Below are 16,054 nucleotides of genomic sequence, written 5' to 3' on the forward strand. Positions count from 1 at the left end.
GCGGCCAGTTCGACGGCGGCCACGGCGAACGGTTCGAACGGGTCCGGGGACGGATACGGCGGTGGGGGTGCGTAGCGGTTCTCGGTGTAGCTCCAGACCGTGCCGCGCCGGCTCAGCGGGACCAGTGTGAGCACGTCGCTGTCGCAGGCCGGGTTGGGGCAGTTGTTCTCCCGCGGCGGGAACACGTAGGTGGCGCAGGTGGGGCACTTGCCACCGATGAGGCGCGTCGCGCCCGACTCGTCGGTGGTGAACCACCCTTCGATCGCGGGTTGCGTGGATGCTGCTGGCACGACGGTCACACTATCCGGTCCGACCGCGAAACTGAAACGTGTTGCAGTTCTGTTGGCGGATCTGTTGTCGTACCCGTCGTCTACAACTGCCTCATGACCGTTCATCGCGCTTACCCGCCCGGTGTGCCGTGCTGGATCGACCTCGAATCGCCCGACGTGCAGGCGGCCGCCCAGTTCTACGGTGCGCTGTTCGGCTGGACCTTCACCGACGCGATACCGGCCCACGCGCCCGGAACCTATCTGATCGCCGAACTCGACGGCCGCGATGTCGCGGCCATCGGGCCCGACGGCGGTGCTGATTCGGCGCGATGGAACACCTACGTGGCCGTGGACGACGCCGACGTCGCCGCCGCCGCGGTGCGTACAGCAGGCGGAGCGGTCACCATGGAACCGCAGGATGCCGGCCCGGGCGGGCGGCGTGCCGACTGTATGGATCCGCGAGGCGCGCACTTCCGGCTGTGGCAGCCCTACCGCCGCCCCGGTGTACAGGCCTCCAATGTGCCGAATGCGTGGAACTTCACCGATCTGCACAGCGGCGATATCGACGCCGCACAGCGGTTCTACGGGCCGCTGTTCGGTTGGCAGTTCGACGACACCGAATTCGCGACGTTGGTCCGCAAACCCGGCTACGGCGAACATCTGGCCGCGACCGTCGATCCCTCGATCCACGAGCGTCAGTCCGCCACGCAGGCACCGCCGGGATTCGCCGACGCGGTCGCCTGGATGATCGGGCAGCCCGGCGAAACGGACCATTGGCACGTCACTTTCACGGTCGCCGACCGCGATGCATCGGCAGCCGACGCCGAGAAGGCGGGAGCCACCGTCCTTTCCAGCGAGGACACCGACTGGACGCGGGCCGTCACGATCCGGGACCCGCAGGGTGCGGAGCTGACGCTGAGTCAGTTCCTCGGCTGAGCGCGGCAGGACATCATGGTGCTCACCAGATCGAGGCGTGGGACGGTCGGTCCACCGCACGGCCGGGTCACATCACGCTCAGCGTCCTGACCTTGGGCCACAGCGTGTCCCAGTCCTCCTTCGGACCCGTCAGCAACCATCGGCCGATATCGCCATCGCCGCGTTCGAGTTCGCGGATCCCGGTGAAATACGGTGCCAACCGCTCCGGGCCGTGGTCACCCACCAGCAACACGGTGTCCAACCCGGCGGCCGGTGCGGGGAAATAGCCGTAGCTGCGTGTCGGGCTGAACGCCGCCGGCAGGTCGTATCGATCGGCGTACCCGTCGAGATAGGCGGCCACGATGTAGGACTCACCGATGATGGCGGTCCGCTCTCGCTGCTGCGGGGACAGCCCGTGGAAATCCGCGGCCGCGCGCTGCGCGATCTGCTCGCCCACATCCGAGCGAGTCATCACAACCCCCAGGACCACACCGCCGATCGCCGCGGCCGTGCTGAGCGCATACGCGGGCCACACCATCCACCCCCACCGTTGCCGGCCGCGTTCGCGACGGCGCTGCAAGCTCAGCGCGCCGATTGCGGCCACCGGAGCGAACAATCCACACAGGTAGTACGGCCGGCCCGCCGTCACCACGAACACGATGTAGAGCACCGCGAACGTCAGGCCGAGAAAGCGGAAGTCGAGCAACGTTTTGTCGAGTAGCAATCGGGTCAGGCCATACACCGCCAGTGCCACGGCGGCGATCCCGCCGGCCATCAGCAGCTGGACTGCGATCCCGCTGCGTCCGCCGTACAACGGACCGGCCTCGGCGGCGACCACCTCGGCCATCCGCAGCTGAGGCCAGTCGTGCCGGGCCTGCCACCACAGCGTCGGAGCACTGATCACCGTGGCGATGCCGAGTCCTGCCCACAGCATGGGTCGGCGCGCCAGTGTGCGAGGGCCGACGGCGAGCACGGCGAGCAGCAGCACCGCGCCCAGCGCGAATACCTGGAACTTCGTCATCGCCGCGATGCCCGCTGCCACCCCCACGGCGAGCAACAGCCGATCGTCGCGCACCCGGATCCAGCGCATCAGCGGCCACAGGATCAACAGCCAGGTCACGGGCTCCAACGTGTACGGGGTCAGCCAATGTCCGCCCATCGCGGCCCAGAAGGCGGTGGCCTGGGCGGCGGCGACCAACGTTTGTGCCCGCCGGTCGCAGCCCATCTCCCGTGCAATGAGTGCGGCCACCGCGACGGCCGCCACCGTCGCCAGGATGGCCGGAATGCGAAGAGCAAGAATGGAGCCGGGAAACACGACGTCGCTCAATGCCGCCAGCGCCGGAGTGAGCGGAGGTTGGTCGGCCGAGCCCCAGTCCAGGTGGCTGCGACCGATGGCCAGCATGTAGACCTCGTCGAACCAGTAGTCCCTGCCGGCGATTGCCGCGGCCACCTGCGTGATGCCGACGAGTCCGGCGATAACCGCCACTGCGCGGAGGGCAAACGGGTGTGCTGGGTATCGAGTCACCGCCCCCCCCCAGGGTAGCGGTCGGTCGGGCGCCGGTGGGATCGTCGGCGCGAGATCCGAGCAAGGTGAACGGCGGTGACCGGCTGTCGGAGTGGGTGCCTAGAGTTGGGGGCGTGAGCCCCGCGAAGACCGAGACCGCCGCAAAGAAGACGAGCACCGACAAGCCCACCCTGATGCTGCTTGACGGCAACTCACTGGCCTTCCGGGCGTTCTATGCGTTGCCCGCGGAAAACTTCAAGACCCAGGGCGGGCTGACCACCAACGCGGTCTACGGCTTCACCGCCATGCTGATCAACCTGCTGCGCGATGAGGAGCCCAGCCACGTCGCGGCGGCCTTCGATGTGTCGCGGCAGACGTTCCGCAAGGACAAGTACCCCGAATACAAGGAGGGCCGCTCGGCGACCCCCGATGAGTTCCGCGGCCAGATCGACATCACCAAGGAGGTGCTGAACGCGCTCGGCATCACGGTGCTGGCCGAACCGGGTTTCGAGGCCGATGACATCATCGCCACGCTGGCCACCCAGGCGCAGGACACCGGCTATCGGGTGCTGGTGGTGACCGGTGACCGCGATTCGCTGCAGCTGGTCAGCGACGACGTCACGGTGTTGTATCCAGTCAAGGGCGTCAGCGAGCTGACCCGCTTCACCCCCGACGCCGTGCAGGCCAAGTACGGGCTCACGCCCGCGCAGTATCCCGACTTCGCGGCGCTGCGTGGCGATCCCAGTGACAACCTGCCGGGCATCCCGGGGGTCGGCGAGAAGACCGCGACCAAGTGGATCGTCGAACACGGCTCGCTGCAGGGGCTGGTCGACAACGTCGACAAGGTCAAGGGCAAGGTCGGAGATGCGCTGCGCGCCAACCTGTCCTCGGTGGTGCTCAACCGCGAGCTCACCGAACTGGTCAAGACGGTTCCGCTGCCCCAGACGCCGGACACGCTGCGGATGATGCCGTGGGACCGCGACCACATCCACCGGTTGTTCGACGACCTGGAGTTCCGGGTACTGCGCGACCGACTGTTCGACACGCTGGCCTCGGCCGACCCCGAGGTCGACCAGGGATTCGACGTGCGCGGCGGTGCCCTGGCCGACGGTGAGCTGGCGGCCTGGCTGTCCGAACACAGCCTGGGCAACCGCTTCGGCGTGGCGGTGGTCGGCACCCACCTGGCCTTCGACGGTGACGCCACCGCCGTGGCCATCGTCGCCAACGACGGTGACGGCCGCTACATCGACACCACGACCATCCACCCCGATGACGAGGCCGCGCTGGCGTCCTGGCTGGCCGACCCGGGCCCGCCCAAGGCGCTGCACGAGGCCAAGCTCGCCATGCACGACCTGGAGGGCCGCGGCTGGAAGCTGGCCGGCGTCACCTCAGATACCGCCCTGGCGGCCTACCTGGTGCGGCCCGGGCAGCGCAGCTTCGCCCTCGACGACCTGTCGCTGCGTTACCTCAAACGCGAGTTGCGCGCGGAAAGCCCAGAGCAGCAACAGCTTTCGCTGCTCGATGACAATGAGGGCGTCGACGAACAAGCCGTGCAGGCGCTGCTGCTGCGGGCCGCCGCCGTGCTCGACCTCGCCGATGCGCTCGACGAAGAGCTGGCCCGCATCGACTCGTCGTCGCTGCTGGGCCGGATGGAGCTGCCGGTGCAGCGCGCGCTGGCCGAGATGGAGACCACCGGCATCGCGGTCGACATCGCCTTCCTGCAGCAACTGCAGAGCGAGTTCGGTGACATGATCCGCGACGCCGCCGAAGCCGCCTACGCGGTGATCGGCAAGCAGATCAACCTCGGGTCGCCCAAGCAGTTGCAGGTCGTGCTCTTCGACGAACTCGAGATGCCCAAGACCAAGAAGACCAAGACCGGCTACACCACCGATGCCGATGCGCTACAGGGGCTTTTCGACAAGACCGGACACCCGTTCCTGCAGCACCTGCTCGCTCATCGTGATGCCACCCGGCTGAAGGTGACCGTCGACGGGCTGCTGAACTCGGTGGCCTCCGACGGGCGGATCCACACCACCTTCAATCAGACGATCGCGGCCACCGGTCGGCTCTCGTCGACCGAGCCCAACCTGCAGAACATCCCGATCCGCACCGAGGCCGGCCGCCGGATCCGCGACGGTTTCGTCGTCGGCGCGGGCTACGCCGAGCTCATGACGGCCGACTACAGCCAGATCGAGATGCGCATCATGGCGCACCTGTCCCGCGACGAAGGCCTGATCGAGGCCTTCAACACCGGAGAGGATCTGCACTCGTTCGTGGCATCGCGCGCGTTCGACGTACCGATCGACGAGGTCACCCCCGAGCTGCGCCGCCGGGTCAAGGCCATGTCCTACGGCTTGGCATACGGATTGAGCGCCTACGGCCTGTCGGCCCAGCTCAAGATCAGCACCGAAGAGGCCAAACAACAGATGGAGCAGTACTTCGACCGGTTCGGCGGCATCCGCGACTACCTGCGCGATGTCGTCGATCAGGCCCGCAAAGACGGCTACACCTCGACCGTCCTGGGCCGTCGCCGGTATCTGCCCGAACTCGACAGCAGCAACCGCAATGTGCGCGAGGCCGCCGAGCGCGCCGCGCTCAACGCGCCCATCCAGGGCAGCGCGGCCGACATCATCAAGGTCGCCATGATCAACGTCGACGAGGCGATCAAGGCGGCGGGCCTGCAATCGCGGATGCTGCTGCAGGTGCACGACGAACTGCTCTTCGAGGTGGCCGAGGGTGAGCGCGAGACCCTCGAGGCGCTTGTCCGCGAACACATGGGCAACGCCTACCCGCTGGATGTGCCGCTGGAGGTCTCGGTCGGTTACGGACGCAGTTGGGACGCGGCGGCGCACTGACCCCATGACGTCGACCGGCGAACAGCAGATCCGCTTTCTGGCTCGGCTGGGGGCGGCCATGTGTGCCGCCAACTATCCGGTGACCCTGGTGCGGCAGATGCTGGATCGGACCGCGGCCCACTACGGGGTACGCAACGACGGCATCGCGCTGCCCAATCATGTGCAGGTGGTCGGCCCCGTGACGGCCGAGGGCACGGTGGTCCGCGGCATGCGGGTCGACGCCGATCTGCGGTTCGACCAGATCTTCCCGCTGGCACGGCTGGTGTCCGATGCCATGTCGGGGCGGGTCAGCGCGCCGGACGGCGAACGCCGTCTGGACCAGATCGAAGACGCCGCCCGTCGATACCCGGCCTGGGTGAGCGTCATCGGTTACGGCATCCAGAGCGCGGGCCTGGCGCTCGTACTGGAGCCGACGGCGCTGAACGTGCTGGCGGCGCTGCTGCTGGGTGTGATGGTCGGCAGCTTCCTGGTGGTGAGCCAACGGTTCGGGGTGCTGGCCCAGCTGGTGCCGGCGATCAGCGCGTTCGCGGTCGCCTCGATCTGCATCGTGTCGGCACTGGAACTCAACCTCGACCACGTCGGCTTGCGCGCATTGATCCCACCGCTGGCGGTGTTCCTGCCCGGGGCGGCGATCACGCTGGCCGTCATCGAACTGATTTCGCGCGACGTCATCGCCGGGACCAGTCGACTGATCGCCGGGTTCGTGCAGATCGTCCAACTCGCCTTCGGCATCCTGATCGCCACGCAAATTCTCGGCATGAGTGAGGACCAGCTCAGTTCCGAGGCGGTCAACCACATCGGGCCGTGGGCGCCGTGGCTCGGGGTCGCCGTCTACGGTCTGGGCGTCATGCTGTTCCTGGCTCCGCCGGCGTCCTTCCTGCCGTGGCTGGTGCTCATCACCTACACCGCGTTCGCGGCCCAGTATCTGGGCGATCTGGTGCTGGGCAGCTACGCCAGCGGTTTCTGTGGGGGACTGGCGTTGACCGTGGTGGCGCTGGCGGTGTCACGGCGGCGCAGTGCGCCACCCGCGATCACCATGATCCTGCCCGGGTTCTGGCTGCTGGTCCCCGGCTCGATGGGGCTGATCGGCGTCACCGAATTGTTCGGCGCCGACGGGGACTCGGCGCTGCCCGCCACCCTCATCTCGATGATCTCGGTGGCCTTCGGGCTGCAGGCCGGCCTGGTGATCTGGCAGCTGGCCCGCCGCTAGACGCCCGGCGCCCGGTAATGCGCCAGATGCTGCAGCGCCGGGGTGGCCGCCCGCGCGGCGTGCACCGCGTAGGCCTCCTCGGTGAGCATCGCGTGCACCCGCTCATCGCCGAACCCGCGGTCGATGCGGTCGCGTACGAATGCCAGTTCCACGACCTGGGTGGCGAAACCCTTCACCGCCTTGCCCGCAGCCTTCCCGTTGTGCCGGGTGACCTCCGCGACGGCCAGCTTCCGGGTCCGGATCGACCCGAGCCAACTGGCCTCGTTGGCGCTGATCAGGCCCGCGGACACCATGCTCGGCAGCTTCGCGGCGACCACCTGCTGTTCGCGGCGCCGGCTGCGGACCGCCAACCAGATGGCCAATGCGAAGACCGGCATCATCCAGAGCACGTACACCGCGAAATACGCCTCGATGCCGATCACCGAGGATCCATTCCACATGGCGTGCAGGATCACCGCGCCGAGATACCCGACGATGATGCAGCCCGCCCTGGCCAGGACGCTGCGTCGGTGCAGTGCGAAGTAGATGCCGACCGCCAGCACCGACAGGAACAGCGAATGCGCGAACGGCGCCATGATCAACCGCAACGCCGCCGTCATCAACGAACCGGCCAGCGATTCGCTGTTGGCGATGTAGAGGATGTCCTCGAACCAGGCGAAGCCCGCTCCGACGAGTCCGGCGTACACCAGGCAGTCGGTCAGCGAGTTCATCTCGTGACGGCGCCGTCCGGTCATCATGATCAACAGGAACAGCCCCTTGGCAGCCTCCTCGATGATCGGTGCGCGCAGCGCCGTCGACTCGAATCCCTCCGGTAAGCCGGGCGTTGGCAGGAACACCGCGTCCGCCCACAGTTCCAGGATCAGCGACAGGATGATCGCCACCGACGCACCCCAGAGGAAGGCCACGATCAACAGCCGCGGCGGTTCCGGCTCCCAGCGGTCCAGCCACAGATAACACAGCACCACCACGGCGATCGCGATGCTGGACAACACGAACCCGATCGCGGTGCCGACCGGGTTCGTCGCGGTCAGCAGGATCATCAGCAGGCCGACGACCACGCTGAGGCCGATGATCACCGCCAGGGGCGCGCCGACCTTGCGGACGGTCGGCGGCCAGGTCGGCAGGTGCGGCTGGGGCGGCTGTGTTGGCTGGGGCGTCACGGACACGTCAGGACTGTAACCAGACCTGCGCTCGATGGACCGGGTTTGTCCAGCGTGGACTGGTTCTAGTACCCTTGAGAAGTACCTGTGCGTCCAGTCGTGTCCTGGGCCCCGCGGGCACATCGCACAATTCTGGCGCCCGCGTCGAAACACCCATTGTGCGGCACAAATAGAGAACTGTCCCTACGAGTAAACCTGTCCGGAGCAACCCACCACATGCCAAGTCCCTCCGTCACGTCCCCGCAAGTTGCCGTCAACGACATCGGCTCTGCGGAGGACTTCCTCGCCGCCATCGACAAGACCATCAAGTACTTCAACGATGGCGACATCGTCGAAGGGACCATCGTCAAGGTGGACCGCGACGAGGTCCTTCTCGATATCGGCTACAAGACCGAAGGTGTCATTCCTTCCCGCGAACTTTCCATCAAGCACGATGTCGACCCCAACGAGGTCGTTTCCGTGGGCGATGAGGTCGAGGCCCTCGTTCTCACCAAGGAGGACAAGGAAGGCCGTCTGATCCTGTCCAAGAAGCGCGCTCAGTACGAGCGTGCCTGGGGCACCATCGAAGAGCTCAAGGAAAAGGACGAGGCCGTCAAGGGCACCGTCATCGAGGTCGTCAAGGGTGGCCTCATCCTCGACATCGGCCTGCGCGGCTTCCTGCCGGCATCGCTGGTCGAGATGCGTCGCGTCCGCGATCTGCAGCCGTACATCGGCAAGGAGATCGAGGCCAAGATCATCGAGCTCGACAAGAACCGCAACAACGTGGTCCTGAGCCGTCGTGCCTGGCTGGAGCAGACCCAGTCCGAGGTCCGCAGCGAGTTCCTCAACCAGCTCACCAAGGGCGCCATCCGCAAGGGTGTCGTGTCCTCGATCGTCAACTTCGGCGCCTTCGTCGATCTGGGCGGCGTCGACGGCCTGGTGCACGTCTCCGAGCTGTCCTGGAAGCACATCGACCACCCGTCCGAGGTCGTCACCGTGGGCGACGAGGTCACCGTCGAGGTCCTGGATGTCGACATGGATCGCGAGCGGGTTTCGCTGTCGCTCAAGGCGACCCAGGAAGACCCGTGGCGCCACTTCGCCCGCACCCACGCGATCGGTCAGATCGTGCCGGGCAAGGTCACCAAGCTGGTGCCGTTCGGTGCATTCGTCCGCGTCGAAGAGGGCATCGAGGGCCTGGTGCACATCTCGGAGTTGTCCGAGCGCCATGTCGAGGTCCCGGACCAGGTGGTCCAGGTCGGCGACGACGCGATGGTCAAGGTCATCGACATCGACCTGGAGCGCCGCCGCATCTCGCTGAGCCTCAAGCAGGCCAACGAGGACTACACCGAGGAGTTCGACCCCTCGAAGTACGGCATGGCCGACAGCTACGACGAGCAGGGGAACTACATCTTCCCCGAGGGCTTCGACGCCGATACCAACGAATGGCTCGAGGGCTTCGACAAGCAGCGCACCGAATGGGAGGCCCGGTACGCCGAGGCCGAGCGTCGGCACAAGATGCACACCGCGCAGATGGAGAAGTTCGCCGCGGCCGAGGCCGAAGAGGCGGCACGCCCGACCTCCTCGTCGTCCAACGGCCGCTCGGAGGAGTCTGCCGGCGGTTCGCTGGCCAGCGACGCCCAGCTGGCGGCGCTGCGCGAGAAGCTCGCGGGCAACGCCTAGGTAGTTCACGATCGAACGCCCCGACCCATGAGGGTCGGGGCGTTCGTCGTTCGCGGCCAGCGGGGCGGGACCTACCCGCGAGCAGTCGCAAAACTGCGCTATAACGGCGAAATTGGGGCAGTTTTGTGTCTGCTCGCGCAATTGGAGAGACTGTGCCGGTGCTTCGTATCGGACTGACCGGCGGCATCGGCGCCGGCAAATCGACGGTGTCCTCGACGTTCTCGGATCTCGGCGGCATCGTCGTCGACGGTGATGTCATCGCCCGCGAGGTGGTCGAACCGGGCACCGAGGGGCTCGCCAAATTGGTCGATGCCTTCGGCCGCGACATCCTGCACGACAGCGGTGAAATGGCCGGCGCGCTGAACCGCCCGGCGTTGGCGGCCGTCGCCTTCAGCGATGACGAGAAGCGCCAGACCCTCAACGGCATCGTGCACCCGCTGGTGGCACACCGCCGCTCCGAGCTGATCGCAGCCGCATCGGAAGACGCGGTCATCATCGAGGACATCCCCCTGCTGGTGGAATCCCAGATGGCACCGATGTTCCCGCTCGTCATCGTCGTCAACGCCGATGCCGAACTGCGGGTCGAGCGGCTCATCGAATACCGCGGGTTCACCGAGGCGGACGCCCGGGCCCGGATCGCCGCCCAGGCCACCGAGGAACAGCGCCGCGCGGTCGCCGATGTGTGGCTGGACAACTCGGGCACGGCCGGGGCGCTGGTGGAGCAGGCGCGCGCCCTCTGGCATGAGCGCATCCTGCCGTTCGCGCACAATCTGCAGGCCCGCCGGCCGGCGCGACGCCCAGCCGCGGTGGTCCCGTACGACCCGACCTGGCCCGACCAGGCCCGACGCATCGTGGCCCGGCTCAACACCGCATGCGGGCACCGGGCCGTGCGCATCGATCACATCGGGTCGACCGCGGTGCCCGGCATGGATGCCAAGGACGTCATCGACGTGCAGGTGACGGTGGCCTCGCTGGAGGTGGCCGACGAACTGTCCGAGGCGCTACTGGCCGCCGGGTATCCGAAGGTGGACGGCGTCACCGCCGACACCGCGCACGGTGCGGACGCTGCGCAGTGGCAGAAGCGCTATCACGCCTCGGCCGACCCGGGGCGTCCGACCCATGTGCACCTGCGCGTCGACGGATGGCCCAATCAGCGGTTCGCGCTACTGTTCGTGGCCTGGCTGCGCGCCAATCCCGGTGTGCGCCAAGACTATCTGGCTGCCAAGCAGGCCGCGCTGTCGGCGCCGGACTACGCCGAGGCCAAGGAACCCTGGTTCCTGGACGCGTATCGCCGTGCGTGGGAGTGGGCGAACACCACGGGCTGGAGCGCCTGAGCCGCTATGGCTGCGGCGGTGCCGCCGGCGCGGGCTGCCCCGGATACCCGGGCAGCTCCGGAACCCCCGCCGGCACCGTCAGCGGTGAGGCCGGATCGTTGAGCGGCGCCCCGCACTGCAGCACCCCGTAGAGCGGGTCGTCCTTGGGTCGGAACAGCCGCGGCGCGATGAACTGGTCGGCCTGCGCGACGATCTGGTCGTCGACGAGGATCTCGCAATGCAGGTTGGAGCCGTAGGGCCACTCGATGGACAACTCCATACCGGCCAGATTCGGGTCGGCCATCACGGTGTTGACCTCGAACGTCTGGCCGGGCAGCATCGTCGGTTGCTCACTGTTGACGTTGTGGTCGTCGGCCTTGTAGACGACGACCGCGCCCCGGGACGTGCCGTCGGCACGCGCCCGGTAGGTGACGTTGTGCAGCAGTGGTGGCATCGGCTCGGTGGCTTCGGGCTGTGGCTGTTCGGCGTCGGGTTCGGCGACGGCCGAGGCGGGCATCAGTTGACCGGCCAGCAGCAGTACCGCGGCAGCCGTCAGCGCTGCGTGCCTGCGAACACTCATGGTGCTGACTTTACGCCCGCCAGGTCAGCGTCACACCATGCCCGGCCAGCCAGCGGTCCAGGTCATAGCCGTGACCGGCCAGTCCATCGACGGTCGACACGGCCGTCGCGATGGCTCGTTCGGCGTCTTCGGCTCCCAGCAAGCCCTCGCTCACGGCGGCGACCAGTTCGTCGGCGTCGGTCAGCAGGACGTCGCGGCCACTGCGCAGCACCAGATCCAGGTAATGATCCTCGGCATGCCAGCTTTCGGCTCCCGCGGTGAACCGGCCGACGTCCAGGTAGAAATCCTGGTCGCGTTCGTGGCCCGGGTTGAAGTGGAAAATGGTCACCCGCAGCGACAGTGCCGGCAGCAACCAGGACTCCAGCCGGTGGAACTGCGCGCGGCCCGGCGCCGGCCGGTCCATGTACAGACCCCACGGCTGCACGACGAACGTCTCGACATCGCGCACGATGCCCTTCGGATCGGTGTTGGTACCTTCGCGCAGGTCGAACACCTCGCGCTTGGGCGGGTGCACGCTCACCGCCACCGGCGCAGATCGAGCACCCGCGGCCCCTGACCGGCCGGGCGGGTCACCATCCGCAGCACCGCGCCCAGGACGATGGCCAGCCAGCATCCGGTCCACAACAGGTCGGCGGCCTCCAGCCAGCTGCACTGGTGCGAGGGGCGCAGACCGCCGTCCCCGCAGGTCGAGCCGAGGCGCTCGGCGATCTCTCCGGGGCCCGGCCAGATCAGCAGGACCGCGCACACCAGCCCCGCGACCAGCAGAAGTAGACCCAGTTGACGCAGCGCGATGCGGGCGGGTTCGGGCACGGCGTCACGGTAGCGCGGCGGCGGCGTTCGCGGGGAATGAACATGTCGGTGGGCACGCTTAACCTGGACATCATGGCTTTTGCGACCGAACATCCCGTGCTCGCGCATTCGGAGTACCGACCCGCAGGCGACGCCGTCAGCGGCCTGGTGCGCAGCGGCGCCGACTTCCGGGTCGTCAGCGAGTACGAGCCCGCCGGCGACCAGCCGGCGGCCATCACCGACCTCGAGCGCCGTATCAGGGCGGGGGAGCGCGATGTCGTCCTGCTGGGCGCGACGGGCACCGGTAAGTCGGCGACCACCGCGTGGCTGATCGAACGGCTGCAGCGGCCGACCCTGGTGATGGCGCCCAACAAGACACTGGCCGCGCAGTTGGCCAACGAACTGCGAGAGATGTTGCCGCACAACGCGGTCGAGTACTTCGTCTCGTATTACGACTACTACCAGCCCGAGGCGTATATCGCGCAGACCGATACCTACATCGAGAAGGACAGCTCGATCAACGACGATGTCGAGCGGTTGCGGCACTCGGCGACGTCGAGCCTGTTGTCGCGGCGCGATGTCGTGGTGGTCGCGTCGGTGTCCTGCATCTACGGCCTCGGTACGCCGCAGTCGTATCTGGATCGCTCGGTGGAACTCAACGTCGGTGACGAGGTGCCCCGCGACGGGTTGCTTCGGCTGCTGGTCGACGTGCAGTACGACCGCAACGATGTCTCCTTCACCCGCGGATCCTTCCGGGTGCGCGGTGACACCGTGGAGATCATCCCGTCCTATGAGGAACTCGCGGTGCGCATCGAGTTCTTCGGTGACGAGGTCGAGGCGCTCTACTATCTGCACCCGCTGACCGGCGACGTGGTGCGCAAGGTCGATTCGGTGCGCATCTTCCCGGCCACCCACTATGTCGCGGGACCGGAGCGGATGGCGCAGGCGATCTCCACCATCGAGGCCGAACTGGAGCAGCGGCTGGCCGAGTTGGAGGGCCAGGGCAAGCTGCTGGAGGCCCAGCGGCTGCGGATGCGCACCAACTACGACCTCGAGATGATGAAGCAGGTCGGGTTCTGTTCCGGCATCGAGAACTACTCGCGACATATCGACGGCCGCCCGGCCGGCTCGGCACCGGCGACCCTGTTGGACTACTTCCCCGAGGACTTCTTGCTCGTCATCGACGAATCGCACGTCACCGTGCCGCAGATCGGCGGCATGTACGAGGGCGACATGTCGCGCAAACGCAACCTGGTCGACTTCGGGTTCCGGCTGCCCTCGGCGGTCGACAACCGGCCGCTCACCTGGGAGGAGTTCGCCGAGCGCATCGGTCAGACGGTGTACCTGTCGGCGACTCCGGGCGACTACGAGATGGCCCAAGCCGGTGGTGAGTTCGTCGAGCAGGTCATCCGCCCGACCGGACTGGTCGACCCGCAGGTGCAGGTGAAACCCACCAAGGGCCAGATCGACGACCTGATCGGCGAGATCCGGCTGCGCACCGAACGCGATGAACGCGTGCTGGTCACCACGCTGACCAAGAAGATGGCCGAGGACCTGACCGACTATCTGTTGGAGATGGGCATCCGGGTGCGTTACCTGCACTCCGAGGTCGACACCCTGCGCCGGGTCGAGCTGCTGCGCCAGCTGCGCCTCGGCGAGTACGACGTGCTGGTCGGCATCAACCTGCTCCGCGAGGGGCTGGACCTGCCCGAGGTGTCGCTGGTCGCCATCCTGGACGCCGACAAGGAGGGCTTCCTGCGGTCGCCGCGCAGCCTCATCCAGACCATCGGCCGCGCCGCGCGCAACGTCTCCGGCGAGGTGCACATGTACGCCGACAAGATGACCGACTCGATGAAGCAGGCGATCGACGAGACCGAGCGTCGTCGTGCCAAGCAGATCGCCTACAACGAGGCCAACGGCATCGATCCGCAGCCGCTGCGCAAGAAGATCGCCGACATCCTCGACCAGGTGTATCGCGAGGCCGACGACTCCGAGAACGTCGAGGTCGGCGGATCCGGGCGGAATGCGTCGCGTGGTCGCCGGGCGCAGGGCGAACCGGGCCGGGCGGTCAGCGCCGGCATCGTCGAGGGACGCGACACCGCGAACATGCCCCGCGCCGAGTTGGCGGATCTGATCAAGGATCTGACCGAGCAGATGATGACGGCGGCGCGGGACCTGCAGTTCGAGTTGGCCGCGCGCATCCGCGACGAGATCCAGGATCTGAAGAAGGAACTGCGCGGCATGGACGCCGCCGGTCTCAAGTAGCCATCCGGGCACGATCGGGTCTTGAGCTCAACCACGGTTGAGCTTCTAGCGTTGTCGGGGTGACGCACACGCAAACCCCGACCGGCGGCCGTTGGCGTGATCTGCTGGGCCCACAGCACCTCGGCGCTTCGACAGTCCTCGCCGGCGGCGTGGCGCTGTATGCGACCAACGAGTTCCTGACCATCAGCCTGATGCCCAGTGCGGTCGCCGAGATCGGCGGCCATCGCTACTACGCCTGGGTGATGACGGTGTACCTGGTCGCCTCGGTCGCGGCCGCGACGACGGTGAGCGCGGTACTGGCCCGGCTGGGGCCCCGATCGGCGTACCTCGGTGCACTGACGGTTTTCGGTCTCGGCAGTGTGGCCTGCGCGCTGGCGCCGACGATGGAACTGCTGCTGGCGGGCCGGACCGTGCAGGGAGCGGCCGGGGGTCTGCTCGCCGGGCTTGGTTATGCCGTGATCAACTCCGCGTTGCCGCGATCGCTGTGGACGCGGGCGTCGGCGCTGGTGTCGGCGATGTGGGGAGTCGGCACCCTGCTGGGTCCCGCGGCCGGTGGCTTGTTCGCGCAATATGCCTCGTGGCGTTGGGCTTTCGGTGCACTGGTGGTTCTGACGGTACTGATCACGGTGCTGGTACCGATGGCGCTGCCGAGGCGGGCGGATGCTGTGACCGCCGCCATCCGGATTCCGACGTGGTCGCTGGTTCTGCTGGGTGCCGCGGCGCTGCTGGTGAGCGTGGCCGGCTCGGCGACCGGCTCGACGTGGACGGCTGCGGCGCTAGGGGCCAGTGCTGTCGCGGTGGCCGCGTTCGTGGTCACCGATGGTCGCGCCGCGCGGGTGGCAAGACCATCGGTGTTGCCGCCCACCGCGTTTCGTCGCGGGCCGCTGAAGTGGATCTATCTGACCCTGGGTGTCTTGATGGCATCCACCATGGTGGACATGTACGTGCCGCTGTTCGGCCAGCGGCTTGCTCACCTGGCACCGCTGGCGGCGGGATTCCTCGGGGTGGCGCTGGCCGTGGGCTGGACGGTCAGTGAGGTGCTCAGCGCGTCGGTCGACCGGCGGACCGCGGTCATCCGGATCGTGGCGTTGGCACCGGTGGTCATGGCCGTCGGACTGGGCGGTGCCGCGCTGCTGGTGCGCGACGGGATGGCCGGCTGGTCGGTCGGGCTCTGGGTGCTGGCCCTCGGGGTGACCGGCACCGGCATCGGCATGGCCTGGCCGCATCTGTCGGCATGGGCGATGGGCACCGTCGACGATCCCGCCGAGGGGCCGGTGGCGGCCGCGGCGATCAACACCGTCCAGCTGATCTGCGGAGCCTTCGGCGCCGGGGTCGCCTCCGTCGTCGTCAACCGTGCCGGGACCGATGACGGTTCCGCCGCGCAGACACTGTTTCTCGCCTTTGCCATGCTCGCCGCGGTGGCGGTCATCGCGGCGTGGCGAGCGGGTCGTCCGGTTCACGAACGGCAAGCAACATCGCGATGAGTCTTCGATCTCCGGTGGGTCGGTACTGACGACGCTCATGCCGTGAGAGGA

At 67.6% G+C, this 16,054-nt stretch carries 13 protein-coding genes; 7 read left to right on the top strand and 6 right to left on the bottom strand.

All coding sequences use genetic code 11. The features are described from left to right. Positions 1-290, bottom strand: a 290-nt coding sequence (locus ACWDUN_RS27700; protein WP_449933773.1) for a Zn-ribbon domain-containing OB-fold protein, incomplete at its 3' end; no start/stop codon positions are given. Positions 291-383: 93 nt separating this feature from the next. Between ACWDUN_RS27700 and ACWDUN_RS27705 the strand changes: the two genes are divergently transcribed. Then, positions 384-1,205, top strand: a complete 822-nt coding sequence (locus ACWDUN_RS27705; protein WP_449933775.1) for a VOC family protein — start codon at positions 384-386, stop codon at positions 1,203-1,205. A gap of 67 nt (positions 1,206-1,272) precedes the next feature. Here ACWDUN_RS27705 and ACWDUN_RS27710 read toward each other — a convergent pair whose 3' ends face one another. Continuing rightward, positions 1,273-2,670 carry a glycosyltransferase family 39 protein gene (locus ACWDUN_RS27710; protein WP_449933776.1) on the bottom strand — a complete coding sequence of 466 codons (1,398 nt, stop codon included), beginning with the start codon at positions 2,668-2,670 and terminating at the stop codon, positions 1,273-1,275. A gap of 212 nt (positions 2,671-2,882) precedes the next feature. Between ACWDUN_RS27710 and polA the strand changes: the two genes are divergently transcribed. Both polA and ACWDUN_RS27720 read left to right on the top strand, forming a co-directional pair. After that, a complete protein-coding gene (polA, locus tag ACWDUN_RS27715) occupies positions 2,883-5,543 on the top strand; it encodes a DNA polymerase I (protein ID WP_449933891.1) in 2,661 nt (886 codons plus the stop codon). Positions 5,544-5,547: 4 nt separating this feature from the next. Then, on the top strand, positions 5,548-6,753 hold the full coding sequence (locus ACWDUN_RS27720; RefSeq protein ID WP_449933778.1) for a threonine/serine ThrE exporter family protein: 1,206 nt from the start codon (positions 5,548-5,550) through the stop codon (positions 6,751-6,753). Here the strand turns inward: ACWDUN_RS27720 and ACWDUN_RS27725 are convergent. Next, positions 6,750-7,919, bottom strand: a complete 1,170-nt coding sequence (locus ACWDUN_RS27725; protein ID WP_449933780.1) for a PrsW family intramembrane metalloprotease — start codon at positions 7,917-7,919, stop codon at positions 6,750-6,752. The two genes, ACWDUN_RS27720 and ACWDUN_RS27725, sit on opposite strands and share 4 nt — an antisense overlap. Before the next feature lie 210 nt (positions 7,920-8,129). Here ACWDUN_RS27725 and rpsA point away from each other — a divergent pair, with 210 nt between their 5' ends. Next, on the top strand, positions 8,130-9,572 hold the full coding sequence (gene rpsA / locus ACWDUN_RS27730; RefSeq protein ID WP_449933781.1) for a 30S ribosomal protein S1: 1,443 nt from the start codon (positions 8,130-8,132) through the stop codon (positions 9,570-9,572). Positions 9,573-9,730: 158 nt separating this feature from the next. After that, positions 9,731-10,906 carry a dephospho-CoA kinase gene (gene coaE, locus ACWDUN_RS27735; RefSeq protein ID WP_449933783.1) on the top strand — a complete coding sequence of 392 codons (1,176 nt, stop codon included), beginning with the start codon at positions 9,731-9,733 and terminating at the stop codon, positions 10,904-10,906. Between the two features lie 4 nt (positions 10,907-10,910). Here coaE and ACWDUN_RS27740 read toward each other — a convergent pair whose 3' ends face one another. Genes ACWDUN_RS27740 through ACWDUN_RS27750 form a run of 3 tightly spaced genes read right to left on the bottom strand, consistent with a single transcriptional unit; the run spans position 10,911 to position 12,275 of the window. After that, the gene (locus tag ACWDUN_RS27740; protein ID WP_449933785.1) at positions 10,911-11,465 is read right to left on the bottom strand and encodes a hypothetical protein; all 555 of its coding nucleotides are present in this window, start codon (positions 11,463-11,465) and stop codon (positions 10,911-10,913) included. A 10-nt stretch (positions 11,466-11,475) separates the two neighbouring features. Further along, a complete protein-coding gene (locus tag ACWDUN_RS27745) occupies positions 11,476-11,979 on the bottom strand; it encodes a DUF402 domain-containing protein (RefSeq protein ID WP_449933893.1) in 504 nt (167 codons plus the stop codon). 2 nt (positions 11,980-11,981) lie between these two features. Continuing rightward, the gene (locus tag ACWDUN_RS27750) at positions 11,982-12,275 is read right to left on the bottom strand and encodes a hypothetical protein (protein WP_449933786.1); all 294 of its coding nucleotides are present in this window, start codon (positions 12,273-12,275) and stop codon (positions 11,982-11,984) included. A gap of 72 nt (positions 12,276-12,347) precedes the next feature. Between ACWDUN_RS27750 and uvrB the strand changes: the two genes are divergently transcribed. Further along, positions 12,348-14,519, top strand: coding sequence for an excinuclease ABC subunit UvrB (gene uvrB / locus ACWDUN_RS27755; RefSeq protein ID WP_449933788.1), 2,172 nt, complete (start codon positions 12,348-12,350; stop codon positions 14,517-14,519). A gap of 59 nt (positions 14,520-14,578) precedes the next feature. After that, a complete protein-coding gene (locus tag ACWDUN_RS27760) occupies positions 14,579-16,003 on the top strand; it encodes an MFS transporter (protein ID WP_449933789.1) in 1,425 nt (474 codons plus the stop codon). The last annotated feature ends 51 nt before the right edge of the window (positions 16,004-16,054 follow it).

Source organism: Mycobacterium sp. NPDC003323 (assembly GCF_053589535.1).

Bases quoted from the DNA above. Each gene is read 5' to 3' on its own strand.
- ACWDUN_RS27705 (WP_449933775.1), top strand. From the start codon at position 384: ATGACCGTTCATCGCGCTTACCCGCCCGGTGTGCCGTGCTGGATCGAC.
- polA (WP_449933891.1), top strand. From the start codon at position 2,883: ATGCTGCTTGACGGCAACTCACTGGCCTTCCGGGCGTTCTATGCGTTG.
- uvrB (WP_449933788.1), top strand. From the start codon at position 12,348: ATGGCTTTTGCGACCGAACATCCCGTGCTCGCGCATTCGGAGTACCGA.
- ACWDUN_RS27740 (WP_449933785.1), bottom strand. From the start codon at position 11,465: ATGAGTGTTCGCAGGCACGCAGCGCTGACGGCTGCCGCGGTACTGCTG.
- rpsA (WP_449933781.1), top strand. From the start codon at position 8,130: ATGCCAAGTCCCTCCGTCACGTCCCCGCAAGTTGCCGTCAACGACATC.
- ACWDUN_RS27720 (WP_449933778.1), top strand. From the start codon at position 5,548: ATGACGTCGACCGGCGAACAGCAGATCCGCTTTCTGGCTCGGCTGGGG.